This is a genomic window from Salinivibrio sp. ML290 (assembly GCF_001995695.1).
Taxonomy (GTDB): domain Bacteria; phylum Pseudomonadota; class Gammaproteobacteria; order Enterobacterales; family Vibrionaceae; genus Salinivibrio; species Salinivibrio siamensis.
Map to the genome: position 1 here is coordinate 15,581 of NZ_MUEY01000009.1, position 21,573 is coordinate 37,153.

21 protein-coding genes are annotated in these 21,573 nt (G+C 51.0%); 9 read left to right on the plus strand and 12 right to left on the minus strand.

Translation table 11 applies throughout. The features are described 5' to 3' along the window. Nucleotides 1-3 precede the first annotated feature (3 nt). The 7 genes from BZG23_RS09715 to rfaD are packed head-to-tail and all read right to left on the minus strand — an operon-like array spanning nt 4 to nt 7,164. The gene (locus BZG23_RS09715) at nt 4-786 is read right to left on the minus strand and encodes a glycosyltransferase family 2 protein (protein WP_077606808.1); all 783 of its coding nucleotides are present in this window, start codon (nt 784-786) and stop codon (nt 4-6) included. A 15-nt stretch (nt 787-801) separates the two neighbouring features. Beyond that, nucleotides 802-1,704, minus strand: coding sequence for a glycosyltransferase family 2 protein (locus BZG23_RS09720; protein ID WP_158011373.1), 903 nt, complete (start codon nt 1,702-1,704; stop codon nt 802-804). Further along, on the minus strand, nt 1,697-2,863 hold the full coding sequence (locus BZG23_RS09725) for a glycosyltransferase (protein WP_077606810.1): 1,167 nt from the start codon (nt 2,861-2,863) through the stop codon (nt 1,697-1,699). Before BZG23_RS09725 ends, BZG23_RS09720 begins: the two co-directional genes overlap by 8 nt. A gap of 1 nt (nt 2,864) precedes the next feature. Continuing rightward, nucleotides 2,865-4,175, minus strand: coding sequence for an O-antigen ligase family protein (locus BZG23_RS09730; RefSeq protein WP_158011374.1), 1,311 nt, complete (start codon nt 4,173-4,175; stop codon nt 2,865-2,867). Then, nucleotides 4,172-5,197 (minus strand): lipopolysaccharide heptosyltransferase II, encoded by a 1,026-nt coding sequence (gene waaF, locus BZG23_RS09735; protein WP_077606812.1) that lies wholly within the window; start codon nt 5,195-5,197, stop codon nt 4,172-4,174. Before waaF ends, BZG23_RS09730 begins: the two co-directional genes overlap by 4 nt. Next, a complete protein-coding gene (lpxM, locus tag BZG23_RS09740) occupies nt 5,194-6,174 on the minus strand; it encodes a lauroyl-Kdo(2)-lipid IV(A) myristoyltransferase (RefSeq protein WP_077606813.1) in 981 nt (326 codons plus the stop codon). Before lpxM ends, waaF begins: the two co-directional genes overlap by 4 nt. Nucleotides 6,175-6,219: 45 nt before the next feature. Next, entirely contained in the window at nt 6,220-7,164 is a 945-nt protein-coding gene (gene rfaD / locus BZG23_RS09745) for an ADP-glyceromanno-heptose 6-epimerase (RefSeq protein WP_077606814.1), read from the minus strand. Between the two features lie 103 nt (nt 7,165-7,267). On the opposite strand from rfaD, the gene BZG23_RS09750 reads away from it, so the two are divergent. The 3 genes from BZG23_RS09750 (at nt 7,268) to tdh (ending at nt 10,374) form a co-directional block, all read left to right on the plus strand. Beyond that, a complete protein-coding gene (locus tag BZG23_RS09750; RefSeq protein WP_046074708.1) occupies nt 7,268-7,936 on the plus strand; it encodes a TetR/AcrR family transcriptional regulator in 669 nt (222 codons plus the stop codon). A 193-nt stretch (nt 7,937-8,129) separates the two neighbouring features. Continuing rightward, nucleotides 8,130-9,326 (plus strand): glycine C-acetyltransferase, encoded by a 1,197-nt coding sequence (locus BZG23_RS09755; RefSeq protein WP_046074709.1) that lies wholly within the window; start codon nt 8,130-8,132, stop codon nt 9,324-9,326. Nucleotides 9,327-9,345: 19 nt separating this feature from the next. Continuing rightward, on the plus strand, nt 9,346-10,374 hold the full coding sequence (gene tdh, locus BZG23_RS09760) for an L-threonine 3-dehydrogenase (RefSeq protein ID WP_100297960.1): 1,029 nt from the start codon (nt 9,346-9,348) through the stop codon (nt 10,372-10,374). A gap of 84 nt (nt 10,375-10,458) precedes the next feature. Here the strand turns inward: tdh and BZG23_RS09765 are convergent, their stop codons facing one another. Both BZG23_RS09765 and gpmM read right to left on the minus strand, forming a co-directional pair. Continuing rightward, the gene (locus tag BZG23_RS09765; protein ID WP_046074711.1) at nt 10,459-11,592 is read right to left on the minus strand and encodes a peptidoglycan DD-metalloendopeptidase family protein; all 1,134 of its coding nucleotides are present in this window, start codon (nt 11,590-11,592) and stop codon (nt 10,459-10,461) included. Between the two features lie 7 nt (nt 11,593-11,599). Beyond that, nucleotides 11,600-13,138, minus strand: a complete 1,539-nt coding sequence (gene gpmM / locus BZG23_RS09770; protein WP_046074712.1) for a 2,3-bisphosphoglycerate-independent phosphoglycerate mutase — start codon at nt 13,136-13,138, stop codon at nt 11,600-11,602. A 478-nt stretch (nt 13,139-13,616) separates the two neighbouring features. Here gpmM and BZG23_RS09780 point away from each other — a divergent pair, with 478 nt between their 5' ends. The 4 genes from BZG23_RS09780 to cysE all read left to right on the plus strand — a co-directional run bounded on the left by BZG23_RS09780 (nt 13,617) and on the right by cysE (nt 16,634). Beyond that, complete coding sequence (locus BZG23_RS09780; RefSeq protein WP_046074714.1) at nt 13,617-14,078, plus strand: rhodanese-like domain-containing protein; 462 nt, start codon at nt 13,617-13,619, stop codon at nt 14,076-14,078. Between the two features lie 97 nt (nt 14,079-14,175). After that, on the plus strand, nt 14,176-14,655 hold the full coding sequence (gene secB / locus BZG23_RS09785; protein ID WP_077459041.1) for a protein-export chaperone SecB: 480 nt from the start codon (nt 14,176-14,178) through the stop codon (nt 14,653-14,655). 9 nt (nt 14,656-14,664) lie between these two features. Beyond that, nucleotides 14,665-15,684, plus strand: a complete 1,020-nt coding sequence (gene gpsA, locus BZG23_RS09790; RefSeq protein ID WP_077606816.1) for an NAD(P)H-dependent glycerol-3-phosphate dehydrogenase — start codon at nt 14,665-14,667, stop codon at nt 15,682-15,684. 116 nt (nt 15,685-15,800) lie between these two features. Beyond that, entirely contained in the window at nt 15,801-16,634 is an 834-nt protein-coding gene (cysE, locus tag BZG23_RS09795; RefSeq protein WP_231637427.1) for a serine O-acetyltransferase, read from the plus strand. Nucleotides 16,635-16,748: 114 nt separating this feature from the next. On the opposite strand, the gene pfkA is transcribed toward cysE, so the two are convergent. The 3 genes from pfkA to BZG23_RS09810 all read right to left on the minus strand — a co-directional run bounded on the left by pfkA (nt 16,749) and on the right by BZG23_RS09810 (nt 19,321). Then, nucleotides 16,749-17,711 carry a 6-phosphofructokinase gene (gene pfkA, locus BZG23_RS09800; protein ID WP_046074718.1) on the minus strand — a complete coding sequence of 321 codons (963 nt, stop codon included), beginning with the start codon at nt 17,709-17,711 and terminating at the stop codon, nt 16,749-16,751. A 186-nt stretch (nt 17,712-17,897) separates the two neighbouring features. Then, complete coding sequence (gene fieF, locus BZG23_RS09805; RefSeq protein WP_046074719.1) at nt 17,898-18,788, minus strand: CDF family cation-efflux transporter FieF; 891 nt, start codon at nt 18,786-18,788, stop codon at nt 17,898-17,900. Nucleotides 18,789-18,865: 77 nt separating this feature from the next. After that, nucleotides 18,866-19,321, minus strand: a complete 456-nt coding sequence (locus BZG23_RS09810) for a Spy/CpxP family protein refolding chaperone (RefSeq protein ID WP_077606817.1) — start codon at nt 19,319-19,321, stop codon at nt 18,866-18,868. A gap of 167 nt (nt 19,322-19,488) precedes the next feature. On the opposite strand from BZG23_RS09810, the gene BZG23_RS09815 reads away from it, so the two are divergent. Together BZG23_RS09815 and cpxA are read left to right on the plus strand one after the other, a co-directional pair. After that, the gene (locus BZG23_RS09815; RefSeq protein WP_046074720.1) at nt 19,489-20,184 is read left to right on the plus strand and encodes a response regulator; all 696 of its coding nucleotides are present in this window, start codon (nt 19,489-19,491) and stop codon (nt 20,182-20,184) included. After that, a complete protein-coding gene (gene cpxA / locus BZG23_RS09820) occupies nt 20,172-21,572 on the plus strand; it encodes an envelope stress sensor histidine kinase CpxA (protein WP_077606818.1) in 1,401 nt (466 codons plus the stop codon). The genes BZG23_RS09815 and cpxA overlap by 13 nt, the downstream gene beginning before the upstream one ends. The last annotated feature ends 1 nt before the right edge of the window (nt 21,573 follow it).

Consider the following 21,573-nt stretch of genomic DNA (forward strand, 5'->3'; position numbering starts at 1 on the left):
TTGTCACCACACCTTATTGAAGTCTTCGTTTTCTAATACTGTCGGATCGCGTTGAAACTCCAAGAGCTTGGCATATTTAAGGTAGCTATTAACGGCTGAGCTCAGTGCGACTGTCATACCGTCAACACCGCCTAAAAAGCCCCGCTGAAACAGATATTTGCGAATAAAGGCATTGAGTCCGTGTATAAACGGTGAGAATGCGTTGGCGCGCTTGCCCTTTTGATACATGATTTTCGCGGCACGGCCGCTAAAGTTACGCCCAGGTTTAGCAAAGAGCTGTCCGATGTTCTCAAAGGAGTAGTGGATAAGATCGCAATCAAGCTGTTTAGGATTTGTAGCCTGTACTGCCGCGTGTTGCTTAACCTCGGCAAAACGGGTTTTTGACTTGTTATACAAGCGAATGCAGTAATCTGGATACCAGCCGCACTGTTTCACCCAGCGGCTACCAATATGATTACGACGGCGAAAGGCAAAGGCGTCATGCTCAGTATTGGCCAAATCTAGCGCTTGGATTTGCTCCACTGCCTCTTCGGTAAGACGTTCGTCAGCATCAATACTGAGGATCCATTGATTGTCAGTGTGCGCCAAGCCAACGTTTTTTTGCAGGCCATCACCGAGGTAAGGCTGCGTGATAACAGTCGCATCAAGCTGCTCAGCAATGGCAGTAGTGCGATCTGAGCTTTGCGAGTCAACCACCACAATGTCAGAACACACCTGCTGGAGCGACTCGATACAAGCTTTGATGTTTTTTTCTTCGTTGAGCGTAATGACGACGCCTGTGATCATGATGACCTCTAATAATTAATACTGGGAACGAGCCACGCGTGACGCGAACCAATGCAACAGTTTTAGGACTTTGAGTTTGAGTTTGAACATATAAGAGTCTTCTACACCATACATGGCCTTAATATGTCTTTTATACAAGTCTGAAGGCGCTCCTTTCCTTTTCAGGTGTTGTATATACTTAAAGCAAGACTTTTGAAACGGGTAATAGAGGCACCGCTTGCCAGAGTAAATATTATATATAGAGTCGACAATTGTTATATAGTTAAGCTGATGCTCTGCGTCATACGAAAGTTGGTTGGTAATAGAGTGACTTCTTACTCTATAATAAATAATGCTGTTATCTACTATCTGTATCCTGGGTTCAAGAGAGAATACTTGCCAGTAGAACTCTTCATCCTCGTGAATGATACCTTCTTTAAAGGTGAGCCCTTTAATAAAATCATGTCGATAGAGTTTGTTCCAGACGACAAGCTCGAGTTGAAAAAAATTCCTCTTTAAATCTACCTCTTTATGCCTTTTTTTCTTATAAGGCGTGTAGTGATTGGTGCTCTCGTGATAGACAGTCGCACTTCCAGCAACAACGTCAGCCTTTGCTGAATTAGAGACCAAAATGGATATTGCGTCTTGAGCTAGCCAGTCGTCAGCATCGATGAAAAAGATGAATTCGCCAGTTGCAAGAGCAAGCCCAGTATTACGTGCCGCTGAGACCCCTTGGTTCTCTCTGTCTACAATATGTAGCCTTCTATCTTTCTTCGCAAAGGATTTACATACATGAAGGCTGCTATCAGTAGAGCCATCATTGATACAAATAATCTCAAGATTGTCATATGTCTGATTAATCACTGACTCTAAACACTGAGCAATAAAAGCTTCAACATTATAGACAGGAATAATGATACTCACTTTTGGGTTATGCATGAGAGGCCTTTTTATACTCAGACACAATTTTTTCACAGCTGAACTGGGCCAACTTTTCATTAACGTAGGTTTGCTCTGCGTCCGACCATGACGAAGTGAGCGACTTGTGCATTTTATCGGCGAGCGGCTCAGGCTCTTGGGCGCTGAGATATTTTTCGAGTTCGCCATCCATTATTTGACGAACACCGCCGGGGGAGTCCGTACAGACGATGCGCGTGCCACAGGCCAGTGCTTCAAGCAATACCATGCCGAGCCCTTCAAATCTTGAGCTCAATACAAAAAGATTGGCGTGTTTAAACCATGGGAATGGGTTTTTACGTGCACCTTTGAAAAACACGCGATGCTCAATATTGAGTGCTTTTACTGACGCCTCGATATTGTCTCTATCTTTACCTTCACCCACGATAACCAGATCGTGATGGATATCATATGTCTTAACAAGGTGCGCGTATGCTTCGACCAGTAATGTAAAGTTCTTTACTTGGGTGAGTCGCCCAAGGCCAAGAATAAAAGGTCGAGGGTGCATATCGGGCTCTACCTTGTCCGCCTGCTCACGGATATACACCTCGTTATTAGGGTTGCTAATCACTCTAGCTTGAGACGGCGTGATGGCATGTGTTTGAGTCAGGGATTGGAACGTGTTGTAGGCACCATCTGAGACGCAGACGATATGTTTCTTATCGAACAGTGCTCGGTAAACCACACCGGATAAAACGCCATATTGCTGTGGCTTGATAATGTTTTCACAGACATAAACAAAGCGGTCATCATGCAGCGGCCAGAGCTGTTCAAAGGTGCCTTGGCCACGAAAAATGACCAAATCAAACGGTCCTTTTTCTGCTTCGAGCCGCCGGAGTTTTCGCTTGAAGAAAAAAGCACTGGGATAAGCAAATAGCAGCGGGAAGGTCTTGCTGATGAACGCATTAAATACTTTGCAAATCAGATAGTAAAATGCACCTATGCCCGTTTTCAATACTGATTGTTTAAGATCAAAAAGGCGGACGTCAACATTCGACGTCGGCTTTATATCTTGAGGTCGATTTTTGAGGTAGATTAACGTGGCACCGTCACCATTGGCGGCGAATGCATCGGATAAATTAACCGCGACTCTCTCCATACCACCGAGTTTCAGACAATTGACGACAATCGCGACACGCATATCAGCGCCCATCCTGTGTATTGTTTTTTATGTTTGCCAGTGAGTAAAAACAGCCTGACACAATTACAAAGGCAAATACGCCAAGGCTTCGGCTGTTAAAGGTTTCAAAGGCATTGACCGTTAGCCAGTAGATAAAAAAGGCGATAGAGAAGAATGCGACTATCTTACCGCTCTCCGACGTATCGCGAGCGACAAAGCAACGCTTAGCAAGCTGGAAATAGGTAAATAAAATCAGTGCAAAACCTGCCAATCCATAGGCGACCAGTGTTTCTACGTGGTTGCTATGTAAATGCGATAGGTTGCTATACATAGGCACTGTTTTTTTCAGCTCTGAGAGCTTTTCGGAAGAAGAGATAACATACCCAATCCCATTTTCACCCAGACCCACAAAGGCGGTATTTTGAAATACATCCCAAGCCGCTAACCAAGAGTTCAGTCTGACGCCAACACTGGTCATCGGAATATTGTCTAGGTCGCCCTGGATAACACTAGAGATGACAGCACTCTCTTTTAGCGCTCGCTTTTGAATATAGTCAGATTGACTGACTGCAAACAGAGTGACGACGACAAACGCGTAGCCTAGGAGCAACTTCTTCTTTCCCTCAATGACGCCCACAAAGAACAGCAGGATCGGCGTTAATGCGATGACGATCGCGAGGGCAAGCCACACTTGTCGCGACTGACTGACCAGTGTCAATACGAGGCCTAGGATGGCTGAAAGTGCGAAAAACGCGCGAAGCGTCCAGCGACTTTTGTCGACGAGATAAAAGCTAAACGCCGAAATAATCGCGATCACACCGCCCAGCATGGAGGTATATTGAGCATTCTTTAAGCCAAAGTCTACGCGGTGCGTGTGGAGTAGTTTATGAATTTGGTTTGAGAAGTCGCTTTGTGTATAGCAAGCAACGAACACGCCCAGAACAAAGCAGGCGGCGAGCCCGATCACGGCGTCTTTTCGCCCTTGCAAGGCGAGGCCGATGGGGACGAGCAAAAACAGTTTTGCTAGCCGGTCGACATGTGGGTAGGCATTGGCAATATCAGGGATCTGTATCAAGCTATTTGCCCAACTCAGGCATTGGACAATAATGACACCGAACAAGGCCCACATAATGGGGTCTTTTTTCAGTTGAGGCCAATGGGTATAAAGCAAGGGTAGGCTTAATAACAAAAAGCCTGCGCGGAAGACTTCACCCACGTCAGGAAACGCGATTGCACACAAGGCATAACCGAATAGGAAAAAACGGGTGATTTGGTAATACAACTGATGACTAAAGTATCGAGATACGTATGGTGTCGTACTATTGGTGCTCACGGTAGAATCCTTTTTACAACTCGGCTCGGGGCGAGATCGTTTAAACATTTTAAGTGCCCTAGGGGACATTCGCGCTGGAAGCAAGGACGGCACTCGATATCCGTGTGCACAATATCGACCTTACTGGTCAGCGGCGGGGTATAATCGGGGGATGTTGAGCCGTAGATGGCTATCACTTGGCAGTTGACTGCCGCGGCGATGTGCATCAACCCCGAGTCATTGCTGACCACGGTTTGACACGCGCCTAAAAGGTCGACGGCTTCGATTAAGTTGGTTTTGCCTGCCAATACATGAATATTAGGCGCATGCTCTGCGAGAGCGGCAATTTTTTCACAGGTTTCAACATCTTTCGCCGAGCCAAAAAGCCAAATTTGGTAGCCTTGTTGATGCGCTTGGCGTGCGACCTCAGCATAGTGCTGTTCTGGCCACTTTTTGGCAGGCCCGAACTCGGCACCCGGGCATAAACCAATCACAGGTTTGTCTTGGTTTAATCCTAGTTTGGCGATGACTGCCGCTTGGGCGTCTGGGTCGATGTCTAGCGCCGGCTTAGGGAGGTTGTCGAGCCCACCCAGCGAGGCAGAGCTTTGCATCTCGGTGCGCGGGTGAGCGAGGGCAACATAACGCTCAACCATGTATTGAAACGCTTTCTTGTTGGGACGCAGGTCGTTGAGCAAGCCATAACGCATTTCACCTTTCCAACCCGTACGCGTCGGGATCCCCGCAAACCACGGGATCAGTGCGGATTTAGCGGAATTAGGCAACACGTAGGCGCGATCATAACCGTGCTTTGCTAAGCGTTTCCCCAGTTGGTAGCGCTTACCAAGTGCCAATTCGCCATGGCCGAGTGGCATTTCAATGCTGCGATTAACCTCGGGCATGCGCGCGAGAATCGGCGCGCACCAAGCGGGCGCCATCACATCAATCTTGGCATCCGGGTGCTGTTGCTTGAGGGTTTTATACAAAGACTGCGACATCACCATATCGCCGACCCATGATGGGCCAATGATTAATACGCTGGTCATGATGCCCGTTTCCTCTTTGCTTCTTGGTAGATATTACGGCCGTCCTCGCGGGTACGAAGTAGCTGCAAGATCCACATGTATTGATCCAGCTGACCGTCGAGCATGGTTTCTATTTGTTGGTTCATCATGCGTGCGTCGGTGCGACTGTCTCCCGTTGGGAAGTCGTTAAACGCAGGGTGAACCTCGATGACGAACCGACCCGTCTGGGCATCAAAGCCTGACAGCACAGGGACAATATGCGAGCGGGTGACTTTGCTTAATTTGCCTAGACTCGGCAAGGTCGCTTTGGTGGTGGCAAAAAACGGCACGAACTCGCTGCTCTCATCTCGCATATCTTCGTCGGGCAAGTAATATCCCAAAAATCCGCGCTTAACTGCACGGATAAAGGGCTTAATCCCTGCTTCGCGCTCATAACAGTTACCGCCATATTGTACGCGTTGGCGATGCATCAGCCAGTCTAGTAGCGGGTTTTTTTGTCGTTTTGAGAATGCCGCCACGGGGAGCCCTTGCGAGGCAAATAAAATCGCGGCTGCATCGATGGCCCAAGTATGGGGCACAAAGAGGATCACCGCTTCGTCGTTATCAGTGTGCCGAGTGATATGTTCCATGCCTGTCACATCACAGTGGTGTTGAAACCACTGGCGACTGCGCAAGGTGATCAGCGGAAAGCTCAGCAAAAAAGCCCCTGCGGTGGTCAAGGTGTCGACTAATATGGCTTCGCGTGCTTGCGCGGATTTCTCGGGAAAGCAGGCTTCCAAATTAAGCCAGGCATTAAGGATCGTGCCTTTTTTCTTTTTAACCAGTTTGCGCGCCACCCATTGTGCGAAGCGATGCTTACCGCGCGCCGGCACCAGAAGGCTGAAAGGCATTGCGATGAGTAGCATCAGCCACGTGCCCCAGAATTTAGGCGCTAAGTAAGCACGCGAGAACTCTGGGTTATACGCGTGCGCGTCGTAATCGTGTCGCTGTTTTGTCATTGCTCTTTCTCGCGTCCCACTATCAAGGGGGACGAATTGCTTTTATTAGCGATTGATTTCGGCTAGGTAAGCGGCGACACCTTCAGCCACGGTCTTAAAGGAGGCGGTGTATCCCGCTTCACGTACCTTGGTCAGATCGGCTTGTGTGTACGCTTGGTAGCGACCTTTTAGGTGTTCGGGGAAGGGGATCTCTTCAATCTCTCCTTGACCGTGGAAATCAATCACCGCATTGGCAACCGCACTAAAAGGCTCGGCGCGGCCGGTACCACAGTTGTAGATCCCGCTGATCTGTTGCTGCCAGAACCAAATATTCATTGCGCAGACATCACCGACATAGACAAAGTCACGCTTGAAGGTATCACTGCCCTCAAAAAGTTTGGGGTTCTCGCCTTTTAGAATTTGTTGATTGAGGTGATAAGCCACTGACGCCATGCTGCCTTTGTGCTGTTCGCGCGGACCATACACATTAAAATAACGGAAGCCAGTAATCGGTGGCAGAGTCTCGCCATGGGCCTTGGCATCTTCTTGCACACGACGGACATAGTTGTCGAACTGCTGCTTGGAATACCCATAGACATTCAGCGCGCCTTCATACTCTGGCGCTTCAATGAAGTTACTGTCGCGGCCGCCATAGGTGGCTGCTGACGAGGCGTAGAGAAAGGGGATATCGCGGTCAATACAATAATGCAACAGTTCTTTCGAGTACTCGTAGTTGTTGAGCATCATGTATTTGCCGTCCCACTCTGTGGTCGCTGAGCAAGCGCCTTGGTGGAAAATGGCTTCGATCGGCCCGAAGTTCTCTCCGGCCATGATTTGGGTAAGAAAATCTTCCTTATCCATATAGTCCGCGATGTCGAGGTCAACCAGGTTAACGAATTTGGTGCCGTCTTTGAGGTTATCGACCACCACGATGTCACGGTAGCCTTGCTCGTTCAGTGCTTTTACTAAGTTGCTGCCAATCATGCCAGCACCACCAGTCACAAAAATCATATCGTTACCTAATTCATCTCTATCTGACGACAGACCCCGTCGCCATCACTGTTGACTGTGATAGTATGGTCAAGCATCAACCGGGCAGAGGACTGAACCATACATGAAAACCCGAGACCGAATTATCCATGCTGCACTGGCTTTATTCAATCAACATGGTGAACCGAATATCACCACCAACCATATCGCAGCAGAACTCGGGATTAGCCCGGGCAACCTTTACTATCACTTCCGTAATAAAGAAGCGATTATACACAGTATATTCGACCAATACGCGCAAGATCTTGCCCTTGCCTTTGATCCTAGTCAGCCTCGTGATGATACCCAAGCCTTGCTGCAGCATTACTTGGACGCGACCTTTAGCTTGATGTGGCGCTATCGGTTTTTTTACGCCAATTTGCCGGACATTTTGCGTCGTGATGAAGCACTGCAACAAAAATATCTTGGGGCGCAGCAACAGCTACAAACCAACTTGATGACCATTTTGCATCATTACCGTCAAGCCGGTTGGCTGAGTCTCAATGACAGCGCTTTGTCTGCGGTCGGAGAAACGCTTAAGCAAGTGGCGTCGAGCTGGATTTTTTATCAAAGTGCACAAGCTCCCCAAACGCAAATTCATGCAGGGGTGATCTACAAAGGTATTTTGCAGATGCTGGCATTGTTACATCCTCTGACATCGGCACAGGGACAAATGGCCATCACTGCGTTAATAGACCACTACGAGCAGCAGTTAGTTCGCCAAGACTCACGCTCGCTGGACACATTGAACTGAGCTATCTCTCTAGGCGATGGTCGCATTGCGCGATATTCGCCCAGCTTGTCAGTGATTACACGATATGAATCACTGTCTCGCGCCCCTTATTGGCACAAAACGCGCGAACGTGCCATGATAGCAAGCATTCATTCGTCGTACACAATGTGTGCGGCGGCCTTCCCTAAGTAATCATCACAGCACGGAGATTGCGATGACGGCTGCCTTCTACCAGCAAATCCGTCATCAGCTTGAGCAAGTTAAAGCTGATGGCTTGTACAAAAGTGAACGCCTTATCACCTCACCACAAGCGGCCAGTGTGGCCGTCAATCATGAACAGCAGGTATTGAACTTTTGCGCCAATAACTATTTGGGGCTCGCTAACCATCCTGAGTTGGTGGACGCTGCCAAAGCAGGCATGGATGAGCACGGCTTTGGTATGGCGTCGGTACGGTTTATTTGTGGGACGCAAGATGCGCACAAAACCCTGGAAGCCAAGTTATCTGACTTTCTCGGGATGGAAGATACCATCCTGTATTCCTCATGCTTTGACGCCAATGCGGGATTATTCGAAACCATTCTCGGCCCAGACGATGCCATTATTTCTGATGCGCTAAACCATGCGTCGATTATCGATGGCGTGCGCTTATGTAAAGCCAAGCGTTTCCGTTATGCCAACAACGATATGGACGAGTTGGAAGCCCAGCTAAAAGCGGCGAAAGCGGCCGGTGTGGCGAATATCTTGATTGTGACAGATGGTGTCTTCTCGATGGACGGCGTGGTAGCGAATTTGCCGGCTGTGTGCGATCTGGCGGAGCAATATGGTGCGTTGGTGATGGTGGATGACTCTCACGCGGTCGGCTTTATGGGCCAGAACGGTCGAGGCACCCACGAATATCATCAAGTGATGGATCGTGTCGACATCATCACTGGTACCTTGGGCAAAGCCATGGGCGGCGCGTCAGGAGGCTATACCTCAGGCAAAAAAGAGGTGATTGATTGGTTGCGTCAACGTTCGCGCCCTTACCTTTTCTCCAACTCGCTGGCACCGGCGATTGTATCTGCCTCTATTCGCGTACTGGATATGCTGGCCGAAAGTGATCACTTGCGTGAGCAGCTTTGGGATAACAGCCAACACTTCCGTGCACGCATGACGGAAGCTGGCTTTACCTTAGCGGGCGCTGATCATGCCATTATTCCTGTGATGCTCGGTGATGCCAAAGTGGCCAGTGAGTTTGCCGAGCGGATGATGGAAGAGGGTGTCTATGTGGTGGGCTTCTCCTACCCAGTGGTGCCCAAAGGGCAAGCACGTATTCGTACCCAGATGTCAGCCGCGCATACGCGTGAGCAACTGGACCGTGCCATTGATGCCTTCATCAAAGTGGGCAAAGAGATGAAATTGATTGGGTAATGTCATGACACAAACAACCATGAAAGCCTTGGCCAAACTCAAGGCGGAGCCCGGCATTTGGATGACGGAGGCCGAGCTTCCTGAGCTGGGGCACAATGATCTGCTGATCAAAATTCGTAAAACGGCCATCTGTGGCACCGATGTGCATATTTATAAGTGGGACGAGTGGTCACAAAATACCATCCCTGTTCCTATGGTGGTCGGCCATGAATATGTCGGTGAAGTCGTCGGCATTGGTCAAGAAGTGCGTGGCTTTTCACTGGGGGACCGTGTCTCTGGTGAGGGCCATATCACCTGTGGGCACTGCCGGAACTGCCGTGGCGGTCGTACCCACCTATGTCGTAATACCGTCGGGGTGGGGGTTAATCGCGAAGGGGCGTTTGCCGAGTATTTGGTGATCCCTGCGTATAATGCGTTCAAAATCCCCGATGAGATTTCGGATGACTTAGCCTCGATTTTTGACCCGTTTGGCAACGCCGTCCACACCGCGCTCTCGTTTGATTTGGTGGGCGAGGATGTGCTGATCACCGGTGCAGGTCCGATTGGGATCATGGCCGCTGCGGTGGCGCGCCATGTCGGGGCACGTCATGTGGTGATCACCGATGTGAACGAGTATCGCCTCGAGCTTGCCCGCAAAATGGGGGTGACCCGTGCGGTCAATGTCGCCAATACCTCGCTGGAATCAGTGATGGAAGAGCTGGGGATGAGTGAAGGCTTTGATGTTGGCCTCGAAATGTCTGGTGTGCCGGCGGCGTTTAATAGCATGCTGACGGCCATGAATCACGGTGGCAACATAGCGCTGCTTGGGATCCCACCCAGTGATATGGGGATTGATTGGAACCAAGTGATTTTTAAAGGCTTGGTGATCAAAGGTATCTATGGCCGTGAGATGTTCGAAACCTGGTACAAGATGGCGTCGTTAATCCAATCAGGGTTGGATTTAACCCCGATCATCACCCATCACTACAGCGTGGATGACTTTCAACAAGGCTTTGATGTGATGTGCTCAGGCCAATCAGGCAAGGTGATCCTCGATTGGCAGAACTAAATGCCACGATTGCCGCGTCCATGTTGAACCGTGGCGATGGGCTCTGTTAGATGACAAACGCGCCCGCCGATGAGGTGGGCGTGTTTAATCCAGCCACGGCACGGGGTTGGTGGTGTTGCCTTTACGGCGAATTTCGAAATACAGAGAAGGGGTGGATTGTCCACCACTGTCGCCGACCAAGGCGATAGCTTCCCCGGCAGTGACCGTATCGCCTACGTCTTTTAGCAAAGCTTGGTTGTAGCCATACAAGGTCATGTCCCCTTTGCCATGGTCAACGGCAATCAATAACCCATAGCCGCGTAGCCAGCTAGAAAGCACGACTTTTCCCGCATGCGCCGCTTTGACCTCGGTACCGCGTTTGGCCCCAATTACGATACCATTCCACGAGACTTCACCTGACTGACGCTCACCAAAACGGTGGAGCAGCTTCCCTTGGGTGGGCCAGTGAAGTTTGCCTTTGGCTTTTCCAATGCCCGCCATTTTTACTTGTGCACGGCGCGCGGCCGCGGCAATTTGCTCTTGCAGCCGTTGCTTGTTTGTCTTGAGCTCAGCTAAATAAGCATTGTCGCTGGCAATCTTGGCCCGGATTTTTTTCGCGGTCTGGCTTTGCGAGGCTTGCTCCCGCTCCAGTGCTTGTTTTTTCTCGGTTAGCTCTGCCACCAAGCTAGCCTGCTTATCACGTTGTTGTTTGAGCTGGTGGGCCGTGAGTTGATAATCGGTGCGGGTCGCAGCTAATGATTCGATCGCCTCCTGCATGGTACTTGCTAGCACTTCAGCATACTTCGTGAGTCGGTCGAGCTTGGTGGGTGACTCTTGGCTAAGTAGGCGTTTTAGCTGATCATGCTCGCCTTGGCGATATTGGGCGTCGATCAATTCGGCTAACTGTGCCTGCTGGGCAATCATCTCTTGTTTGAGTCGCGCTTGCTTTTTGCTTAGGCGCGTGATTTGAGCATCAGTCTGCTGCAGCGTTTGCTGGGCTTGGCGCGTTTTCTTAGACAGGGTATCAATGCGTTTCGACTGTGCTTTTAGATCGCTTTGTAACGCATTGAGCTTTTTATTGTGCGCCGCCAATTGCGATTGCTGGCGGGCAATTTCATCGCTCACTCCCTCTAGCTCAGAGTTGGCATTGGCTGAGCCAATCAACAGGCAGAGAAAAACGCCAGTGCATAATGCACTGGCGCGGAGGGTTTGGCTTAAGCGTGTTCGTTTCTCCCGCATAGGGGGATTATTTCAGATCGAACAGTGGCTTGCCAGTCATCTCTTCAGGAATCTCCATACCGGTTAATGCCAGCATAGTCGGTGCCAGGTCAGAGAGCTTACCGCCTTCTTTCAAGCTTACCGGCTGACTCCCCACATACATCAGCGGGACAGGCAGGTTGGTGTGTGCCGTATACGCACCGCCGGTCTCTTCGTTGACCATCATCTCAGCGTTACCATGGTCGGCCGTGATCAGCATCTGACCATCGACTTCTTTGATGGCTTCCAAGACACGGCCGATGCAGTGATCGACGGCTTCGCAGGCCTGTACTGCAGCGTCATACACCCCAGTGTGGCCAACCATGTCGCCGTTTGGATAGTTACAGATGATCATATCGAACTTACCAGACTTAATCGCATCAACGAGCTTGTCGGTCAGCTCTTCTGAACTCATTTCTGGTTGCAGATCATAGGTAGCTACTTTCGGTGAGGCGACCAAGGCACGCTCTTCGCCTTCAAACACGGTCTCGATACCGCCGTTGAAGAAGAAAGTCACGTGTGCGTACTTCTCGGTTTCAGAGATACGCAGCTGAGTTTTACCATTTTTTGATAGCCACTCGCCAAGCGTGTTGGAGAGGCTTTCAGGTGGGAAGGCCACCGTGGTATCGATGTCGGCTGCATATTCTGTCAGCATCACAAAGTCAGACAGTTCCGCGTATTTTTTACGCGCAAAGCCATCGAAATCCGGCATAAAGGCGCGCGTCATTTGACGAGCACGGTCGGCACGGAAATTCATGAAAACAACCGCATCGCCATCGTTAATGGTCGCTTTGTTGTCACCGTCACGGTAAATTTCTGTTGGGGCGACAAATTCATCATTTTCTTCACGTGCGTAAGCCGCTTCCAAGCCTTCTACAGCGCTGGTCGCAGTGAATTCGCCTTGCGCTTGGGTGAGCAAATCATAAGCGCGCTCGACACGGTCCCAGTTGTTGTCACGGTCCATGGCGTAGTAGCGACCAACCAGTGATGCGGTACGGCCTTTACCCAGCTTTTCAAACAGGGCATCGAAGCGCTCTAGCGATGCTTTTGCACTGCGTGGCGGCGTATCACGGCCATCCAGGAAGCAGTGTAGATAAATCTGATCGGCACCGCGCTCTGCGGCCAGTTCAACCATGGCGGCAATATGATCTTCATGGCTGTGTACACCGCCAGGCGACATCAGACCCATAATATGCACGGCTTTGCCCTTATCAACGGCTTTATCAACGGCGGCCGTCAGTGCTGGGGTTTGGTTAAACTCACCGTCCGCAATGGATTTGCCAATGCGGGTCAAGTCTTGGTAAACCACGCGACCTGCGCCGATGTTGACATGGCCAACTTCTGAGTTACCCATTTGCCCATCAGGCAGACCCACATCGAAACCGGACGCTGAAATCAGTGTGCTGTTCTCGGCCATGAGGCTGTCGATCACAGGGGTGTTGGCGTTGGTAATCGCGTTATCGCTTTGTGGGTCGCGATAACCCCAGCCATCGAGAATCACCAGTGCAAGTGGTTTTTTCGCAGACATGTTACGTCCTCTTAATTCAAGCAAAAGACTGACATTGGATGCCAATGACATTGGATGTCATGGAGCAACCACTGAGGCATGGAGCCAGATGCATGGCTAGCTTCAGGGCTCAGTGTGTGCGTAATTTTACAACATTTTACGGGCTGATATGTAGGCTAAGATCAATTATCCCAGCTGACAAGTTAACCAGCAAGCCTTGGTTAACTTGCCTTCGACCCTTGACTCCCCTCATTATGGCGAAGATCGCCGCTGTGCGCGAATGGCTTGGCTCGATTTCTGCGATTGATGAAACCTTCTTTCTTTTCAAGTTATTGAGCGGAAGGTGAAAACGCGGGGACGTGCGTATGAGTGAGCAAACGCGCGATTTCGTCTCGGCAGGCTGTAAAACCATGGCGAGCAGGTTATACTCGACACCATTTTCACCCCTTGATGGACTCTCGCCCTCGGCGAGACAAGCAAGCAGTATAGAGCAAAGGTTATGCAGGAATATATTGATTTTGTCTCCAATAACATGATTCTCACCCTTGTCTGGGTAGGCTTGGCGGCCGCTTTACTGATGTCGCTGATTAAACAAAAAACGGCTGCCTATAAAGTGGTAGGCCCTAATGACGCGGCGATCCTTAACAACCGAGAAAATGGGGTGTTCGTCGACATTCGTGGCCATGATGATTTTCGCGCCGGCCACATCACGGGGGCGATTAATGTGTTGCCGAGTGAAATCAAATCACAGTCGTTTGGTGAGCTTGAAAAACACAAAAATGACCCCATCATTGTGGTATGCAAAACCGGTCAAACGGCGGCAGACAGTGCCAATCAACTGGCAAAAGCAGGCTTCGAGTCCGTTTATATTCTTAAAGACGGTTTGACCTCTTGGAACGATGCCAAAATGCCGCTGGTCCGTGCCAAAAGCGGTAAGGGCAAGAGCAAAAAGAAAAAGTGATCCTTCACTCAATTCTCGAGCGACCGCATGACGCGGTGGCTCGCATTTTTTAATGTGCCAGGCGCATTTGCAATTTTTTAAATAAGGACGAACCATCATGGCTGAAGCCGAAAACAACCAACAAGCCGAGCAAAATTTTGCCATTCAACGCGTTTTTCTCAAGGACGTGTCTTTTGAAGCGCCAAACTCGCCAGAAGTGTTCCAACAAGATTGGGCGCCAGACGTTAACCTTGATTTGGACACGCAAAGCCGCGAGTTGGGTGAAGGCATCTATGAAGTGATCTTGCGTTTGACCGTGACGGTGAAAAACCAAGAAAGTAATGCCTTCCTTTGTGAAGTGCAGCAAGGTGGTATTTTCTCTGTGTCAGGCATGGAATCGCCTCAATTGGCACATTGCCTGGGCGCTTTCTGTCCTAACATTCTCTTCCCTTATGCGCGTGAAACGATTTCGAGCTTGGTCGTTAAAGGGACCTTCCCGCAACTGAACCTGGCACCGGTTAACTTTGATGCCTTGTTCATGAACTACCTGCAGCAGCAGGCGGGCGAAACAGCTAGCGAAGAAGACGCGCAAGCGTAAGGTGTGATGATGACAGATCTTGCTCCCACTCAAGATGCGGCCATTACGGTACTGGGCGCCGGCTCTTACGGGACGGCGCTGGCAATCTCGTTGGCCAGAAATGGTGCCAACGTGGTGTTATGGGGGCACGATCCGAGTCATATCGCACAGCTGGAAATTGATCGCGCTAACCAAGCGTTTCTTCCCGATGTGGCGTTTCCAGACTCATTAGTGCTCTGTGCAGATCTATCTGTTGCGGTTAATGCCAGTCGCGATTTGCTTGTGGTCGTCCCCAGCCATGTATTTGGTGATGTGCTGAGCCAAGTGCGCCCTCACTTACGGGCCGACTCTCGTGTGTGTTGGGCGACTAAAGGCTTAGAGCCGGAAACTGGTCGTCTATTGCAAGACGTGGCACGTGAACAATTAAGCGACGATATACCGCTCGCGGTGTTATCGGGGCCTACGTTTGCTAAAGAACTTGCCGCGGGCATGCCTACCGCGATTTCGGTGGCCTCGCCTGACGCAGAGTTCGTGAGTGATTTACAAGAAATCATTCATTGCCAACATAGCTTCCGTGTGTATGGCAATCATGATTTTATCGGCATGCAACTTGGCGGCGCGGTGAAAAATGTGATTGCCATTGGCGCAGGGATTTCCGATGGCATTGGCTTTGGCGCCAACGCACGGACGGCCTTGATCACGCGGGGCTTGGCGGAAATGACCCGGCTAGGTGAAGCGCTGGGTGCGTCCCGTGATACCTTTATGGGGATGGCGGGTTTGGGAGATTTGGTGCTGACGTGCACCGATAACCAGTCGCGTAACCGTCGCTTTGGCCTGGCATTAGGCCAAGGTGAGGATGTGCAAGGTGCCCAAGACAACATTGGCCAAGTGGTCGAGGGGTATCGCAACACCAAAGAAGTATGGGCACTGGCCCAGCGCGCGGGCGTCGAGATGCCTATTGTGGAGCAGATTTATCAAGTGCTCTATCAAGGTAAATTGGCCCATCATGCCGCGCGCGATTTGCTGGCACGAGACAAGAAGTCCGAATAACAGCAAAAATCGAAGAGAGTAACGCGCGGGGTGAGAACCGCGCGTTTTTTTTATACACTGGCGTGAGGCGGTGTTGTCGCCTGAGTGGTAGATCATTTGGGATAAGGATGAAGGCAGTGAATCAGGCCAAAAAACAATGCCAACAAGATCGTGTCTGGCAAGCAGTGAAAAAAGAAGCGCGTGAGCATTCAGAGCGTGAGCCGATGTTGGCGAGTTTTTACCATGCCACCATTATTAAGCACGACAATTTAGCCAGTGCGCTTAGCTATATTCTCGCCAATAAGCTTTCCACGCCCTCGATGCCCTCAATGGCGGTGCGAGAGGTGATAGAAGAAGTGTATGCCAATGATGCTTGCGTGGCGGAATCAGCCGCGTGCGATATTTGTGCCACCGTTGAACGTGATCCTGCCGTTGAGCTGTATTCAACGCCACTTTTGTACCTAAAGGGCTTTCATGCATTACAAGGTTTTCGGGTCGCGAACTGGCTATGGCGTCAAGGACGAAAAGAACTCGCGACCTATCTGCAAAACCAAATCTCGGTGACCAGTCAAGTGGATGTTCATCCCGCTGCCTGTATAGGTCGTGGCATTATGTTTGACCATGCAACGGGTATCGTGATCGGTGAAACGGCCGTTATCGAGGACAATGTGTCTATTCTGCAAGATGTGACCTTGGGCGGGACAGGCAAAGAGGGCGGCGATCGCCATCCGAAGATCCGCACTGGGGTGATGATTGGTGCAGGGGCAAAAATACTGGGTAATATTGATATCGGTGAAGGCGCGAAAATTGGCTCCTGCTCTGTGGTGCTTAACCCCGTTCCACCTCACACCACGGTGGCAGGCGTGCCGGCCAAGATTGTGGGTCGCCCCAGCTCGCACATGCCATCGCTGGATATGGATCAAGAATTTAATGGCTCGCACAAGACATTTATCTCGGGAGATGGGATCTAATGCGGCTTGCATAAGTGCGGCTTGCACAAGCGCGGCTTGCACCCAAGCTATCTCAGAATAAAAAACGGAGCCGTGGGCTCCGTTTTTAGCAATAGATGAAAGCTTCGCCGCGAGTTAGAACAGCTTTTCGGCAACTTCGTACAAGTCGTCGCGGAATGGGCGCTTCATGTTTTCAATCGCATCAACGATGTCATGATGCACCATTTTGTCATTCTGAATACCGACACAACGGCCACCTTCACCTTGTTGCAGAAGGTCAACGGCGTAAGCGCCCATGCGCGAGGCAAGAATGCGGTCAAAGGCACCGGGTTGGCCGCCACGTTGAATATGGCCAAGAATGGTCGCGCGTGTTTCGCGGCCGGTTTCGCTCTCGATGAACTTCGCGAGTTCATTGGCGTCGGTCATCAGCTCCGTAATCGCGATGATCGCGTGCTTCTTACCTTTGTAGATGCCTTCTTTCACTTTGGCGAGAAGCTTGTCTTTATCCAACCCAATCTCTGGGGTGATGATGTATTCACAGCCACCAGCAATCGACGCCATCAGGGTCAGATCGCCGCAATGACGGCCCATGACTTCAACAATAGAGATACGCTGGTGAGAAGACGAGGTGTCGCGCAGGCGGTCAATGGCGTCAATCACCGTGTTCATCGCCGTCATATAGCCGATGGTGTAGTCCGTCCCCGCAACATCATTATCAATGGTGCCCGGCAGGCCAATACAGGGGTAACCCATTTCGGTCAGTTTCTTTGCCCCCATGAATGAGCCGTCACCACCAATGACGACCAAGGCGTCGATGCCGTGCATTTTCAGGTTCTGAATCGCTTGCTCACGCACTTTCTCGTCGGCAAATTCAGGAAAACGCGCTGAACCTAGGAAGGTGCCGCCGCGGTTAATCACGTCAGAAACGCTTGTGCGATTGAGGCGCTCAATGCGGTTTTGATGCAGGCCGAGAAAACCATCATAAATACCATATACTTCTAAGCCTTCGCTGAGCGCGCTGCGAACCACACCGCGAATCGCTGCGTTCATACCTGGCGCATCACCGCCACTGGTCAAAACACCAATTTTTCTAACCATGGTTACCCTCTAACTGTTCGTCACTTAATTCGTGCCGATTGCGGTAATGGCAACCTGCTTGCCCCAGTGAACCCGCAATGACGATCGCTTAAACTGTAATTTTCCTACTTCTGTAATAGTATTACAATTGCTATAGAAAAAAAGTTGATACATGTCAGCCCGATGAGCTTTTGTTCATGCCGCCCTTCACGCTTTTGCCTCCTTTGGCACCACGGATTTGGGGTCTTGATGGATGATCACATCTGCCCCGGGAAAGGCGACGAGCAATCTATCTTCCACTTCATCGGCAATAGTATGTGCATCCACTAAGGGTAGCTCGTCATCAAGCTCTATGTGTAATTGGATAAACTTTGTCATGCCCGCCTGACGAGTGCGCAGTTGATGAATGCCATGCACCCCTACCACTGAGCTCGAGAGCACCGCTATTTTTTCTTGTTCTTCAAGCGGTAACTGCCTATCGAGCAGTGATTGGATGGCCTCGTAAGCCATTTTAAGTGCTTGCGATAAAATAAACAGGCTGATGGCAATCGCAAACCAGGCATCGGCCTGTGTCCAGCCGTACCAACTCAGTCCAAGGGCAATAATGATCGCGACATTCATTAACAAATCAGATTGATAGTGAAGGGCATCGGCGGCGATGGCGGGACTGGCGGTTTTGCGGATCACCCATTTTTGAAACAGCACCAAGCCGAAGGTGATCACGGTAGCACCGACGCTGACCATAATGCCAAGTTCAGGGGCGGCAATCGGTACGGGCTTGAACAAACGTTCGAGTCCACTGAGCAGCAAGAAGGAGGCGGAGCCAATAATGAAGGTGGATTGCGCCAAGGCGGCCAATGATTCCGCTTTACCATGACCAAAGCTGTGTTCACTGTCCGCGGGCTGAACCGCGTAGCGCACCACGAGTAAGTTGGTGAGCGAGGCGAGCAAATCGAGCAATGAGTCAACAAACGAGGCCAGCACACTGACCGAGCCGGTGAGCCACCACGCGATGAGTTTGGCTAATAGGAGGAGGGTCGCCACACAGGTGGCTGCCCACGCCGCGGCTTCGACCCAAAAGGCATACTTTTTTGTCATACAGAGGGCAGTCGGTTAATCAACACTGCCCTCAAGTATATATGCCATTGACGGCAAACGTATGACACGGCGCAGGTTTAGCGCCAACAGTCACCTTTTTGACCCGGTTGGCGATGCTCCCCTTTACCTCGGTGACCGTGACCGCGTTGCGCCCGCTTTTCCATCATCGCATCAAAAAAGGCGCTTTGTTGCTCAGCGGTCAGCACTTGTAACATCGCATGCTGATGGCGGGCGTGCTTAACGCGACGCTCAAGATTTGGCTGTGGTTGAGACGCCAAGAGATCGCGCACTGCCGCTTCATCGAACGTCTGTTGGGTGAGTAAAGCATGCATGTTGGCATGGAAATCGCCTCGTGCCTGTTGACGCTGGGCACGATAGTCATCACGAAGCGCTTGAATTTGCGCTTTTTGCTCATCAGTTAAATCCAGATCGCGCCACAGACTGCGATCCATGCCAGCGCCGACATGTTGAGCCGCTAAAGTCGGAAGGGTAATGGCTGCGAGCGCTAAACCTATCGTGATACGTTTCATCATCTTTCTCCTGAATGGAATGTTTACCCTGTTAGCCTACGTACTTGGATGTAAAGTGACGTTATTGGGTGTAAAGATGGGTAAAGTCACGCATGTGTGTGAGCCGCTATGATAAAAATACACCCTGTTCGGTGTCACAAACACGCCACCTTGGGAGTGAGTGTAAAAGCATGTATCAGGTTTTAATCATCGATGATGACACAGCGTTAACGGACCTTCTCAGCGAACTGCTGTCCTTGGAGGGGTTTTCGGTGCGCTGCGCGGATAACGGCCAAGTGGGTTTGGAGATGGCGAATGCGTCACCGCCCGATATCATTTTGCTGGATGTGATGATGCCTGTGCTCAACGGGATGGAAACCTTGCGTCAGCTACGCGCGACCTCAAACGTGGCGATTTTGATGCTCACTGCGCGAGGTGAGGAAGTGGATCGTGTGATGGGGCTAGAATTAGGCGCGGACGACTATTTGGCTAAACCCTTTAGTGATCGTGAACTGCTTGCCCGAATGCGAGCGATTTTACGCCGGACGCAGGGAGAGGGTGTCGAGCCGACGCAATCGGACGAGGAACCTGTCCTCGCCCATCATGACGTGCGGGTCTACCCACGCCGGCTGGAAACCCTCTGTCAAGACAGACCCGTGGAGCTAACGGGGATGGAAACCGAAATGCTCGCCTGTTTACTTCATCACCCAGGCGAAGTGGTGAGCAAAGCCTTGCTTAGCGAACAAGTGCTCGGTAAACGCTTAATGCCGTTTGATCGGGCAGTCGATGTACACATTTCCAATCTGCGCAAAAAACTGCCTGAGCGCCTTGATGGCAAGCCAAGGATCAAGACCTTGAGAGGTAAGGGTTACTTATGGGTCGATTAGCGACGTGGCGACAACGAGCTGGGGCACGTTGGGCGCAGGTGCCTTTTCTCGGCAGCTTATACGGTCGGGTTTTTATTATTTTCTGGCTTACGTTGCTGGTGGTATTAGCCGCGGTGATGTGGGCGCAGCGTGGTGATCCGCGTAGCCTGCATGCGATCCCATCCCCAGAAAAGGTGCGCATACAAGCTCAGATTGAGAAATTGATGGCCGTCGCGCAAGGTCGCGATATACCGCTTTCCGTGTTGGTTGCACGGCAAAATCAACATCATGGACACCGTCGCACTCCCTACAAGCTCTACTGGGTGCCTGACAGCGCACCGCTCGACTCGCTTCCTCGCGAGTTGCGCCACTTTATGTCACGGACGTCAGACACTGCCGAGCCCATGCAACGCCTCTATCATCGTCACATGCTGGCAGGGCCATTTCCGATTGTGACTTCACGTGAAGCAGGCCGTTTTTACCACGCCAGACGCTGGCAGCCTAGGCTGCCCTTTGTCCTCAAAATATTGGAAAAACCGGAGCATCTATTGGGTGTGACCATGTTGGTGAGCACGCCTTTATTATTGTGGTTAGCGTATACTTTAACGCGCCCTGCTCGGCGCTTTCAGGCGGCAAGTCAACGGGTGGCGCACGGTGAATTGGTGACCGATCCTGATCTTGAGCGAGGTCCGCGGGAGTTTCGCGACGCAGGGCGGGGGTTTAACCAAATGGTCACCGCGCTTAATCAGATGGTGACCGGACAGCAGCAATTGGTCTCAGATATTTCCCATGAGTTACGTTCGCCACTCACCCGTCTGCAGATGGCGCGTGCCTTGGCGGTACGTGAGCTGGGGGACAGCGAGGCGTTAGCGCGGATTGAGCAAGAGGCGAGCCAACTAGAGGCGTTGATCAGCGAGTTACTGACCTTGTCACGTTTACAATCCCAAGGGCATCTCGAGCGAGAAAGAATCAGTGCCGATGCCTTGTGGCAAACAGTGATAGAGGATGCCCAATTTGAAGCAGGCCAACAAGGTAAGCAGGTCACCAGCAATGGGATCCCAGATGCCATGCTGACCGTTAATGTGCGCCTGGCGCGTAGTGCTTTAGATAACGTATTACGCAATGCCATTCACTATGCCGACCAACAAATTCGCATCACCATGGAACGAGACGAGGGACAGCTCTGCCTCTCCATTGACGATGATGGACCTGGGGTGCCAGACAGCATGTTAAAAGACATTTTTCGCCCGTTTTATCGGGTATCGGCCGCGCGTGATCGCCAAAGTGGCGGCTCAGGACTTGGGCTGGCGATTACCGCACAAGCGATTCAACAGCACGGTGGCCAGGTTAACGCGGCCAATCGCCCACAAGGTGGACTGGCGGTGTGTTTATATTGGCCATGTAGTTAAT

Coding starts and splice junctions, on each gene's coding strand:
- BZG23_RS09715 (WP_077606808.1), bottom strand. CDS start 786: ATGATCACAGGCGTCGTCATTACGCTCAACGAAGAAAAAAACATCAAA.
- BZG23_RS09720 (WP_158011373.1), bottom strand. CDS start 1,704: ATGCATAACCCAAAAGTGAGTATCATTATTCCTGTCTATAATGTTGAA.
- BZG23_RS09725 (WP_077606810.1), bottom strand. CDS start 2,863: ATGCGTGTCGCGATTGTCGTCAATTGTCTGAAACTCGGTGGTATGGAG.
- waaF (WP_077606812.1), bottom strand. CDS start 5,197: ATGACCAGCGTATTAATCATTGGCCCATCATGGGTCGGCGATATGGTG.
- lpxM (WP_077606813.1), bottom strand. CDS start 6,174: ATGACAAAACAGCGACACGATTACGACGCGCACGCGTATAACCCAGAG.
- rfaD (WP_077606814.1), bottom strand. CDS start 7,164: ATGATTTTTGTGACTGGTGGTGCTGGCATGATTGGCAGCAACTTAGTA.
- BZG23_RS09750 (WP_046074708.1), top strand. CDS start 7,268: ATGAAAACCCGAGACCGAATTATCCATGCTGCACTGGCTTTATTCAAT.
- BZG23_RS09755 (WP_046074709.1), top strand. CDS start 8,130: ATGACGGCTGCCTTCTACCAGCAAATCCGTCATCAGCTTGAGCAAGTT.
- tdh (WP_100297960.1), top strand. CDS start 9,346: ATGAAAGCCTTGGCCAAACTCAAGGCGGAGCCCGGCATTTGGATGACG.
- BZG23_RS09765 (WP_046074711.1), bottom strand. CDS start 11,592: ATGCGGGAGAAACGAACACGCTTAAGCCAAACCCTCCGCGCCAGTGCA.
- gpmM (WP_046074712.1), bottom strand. CDS start 13,138: ATGTCTGCGAAAAAACCACTTGCACTGGTGATTCTCGATGGCTGGGGT.
- BZG23_RS09780 (WP_046074714.1), top strand. CDS start 13,617: ATGCAGGAATATATTGATTTTGTCTCCAATAACATGATTCTCACCCTT.
- secB (WP_077459041.1), top strand. CDS start 14,176: ATGGCTGAAGCCGAAAACAACCAACAAGCCGAGCAAAATTTTGCCATT.
- gpsA (WP_077606816.1), top strand. CDS start 14,665: ATGACAGATCTTGCTCCCACTCAAGATGCGGCCATTACGGTACTGGGC.
- pfkA (WP_046074718.1), bottom strand. CDS start 17,711: ATGGTTAGAAAAATTGGTGTTTTGACCAGTGGCGGTGATGCGCCAGGT.
- fieF (WP_046074719.1), bottom strand. CDS start 18,788: ATGACAAAAAAGTATGCCTTTTGGGTCGAAGCCGCGGCGTGGGCAGCC.
- BZG23_RS09810 (WP_077606817.1), bottom strand. CDS start 19,321: ATGATGAAACGTATCACGATAGGTTTAGCGCTCGCAGCCATTACCCTT.
- BZG23_RS09815 (WP_046074720.1), top strand. CDS start 19,489: ATGTATCAGGTTTTAATCATCGATGATGACACAGCGTTAACGGACCTT.
- cpxA (WP_077606818.1), top strand. CDS start 20,172: ATGGGTCGATTAGCGACGTGGCGACAACGAGCTGGGGCACGTTGGGCG.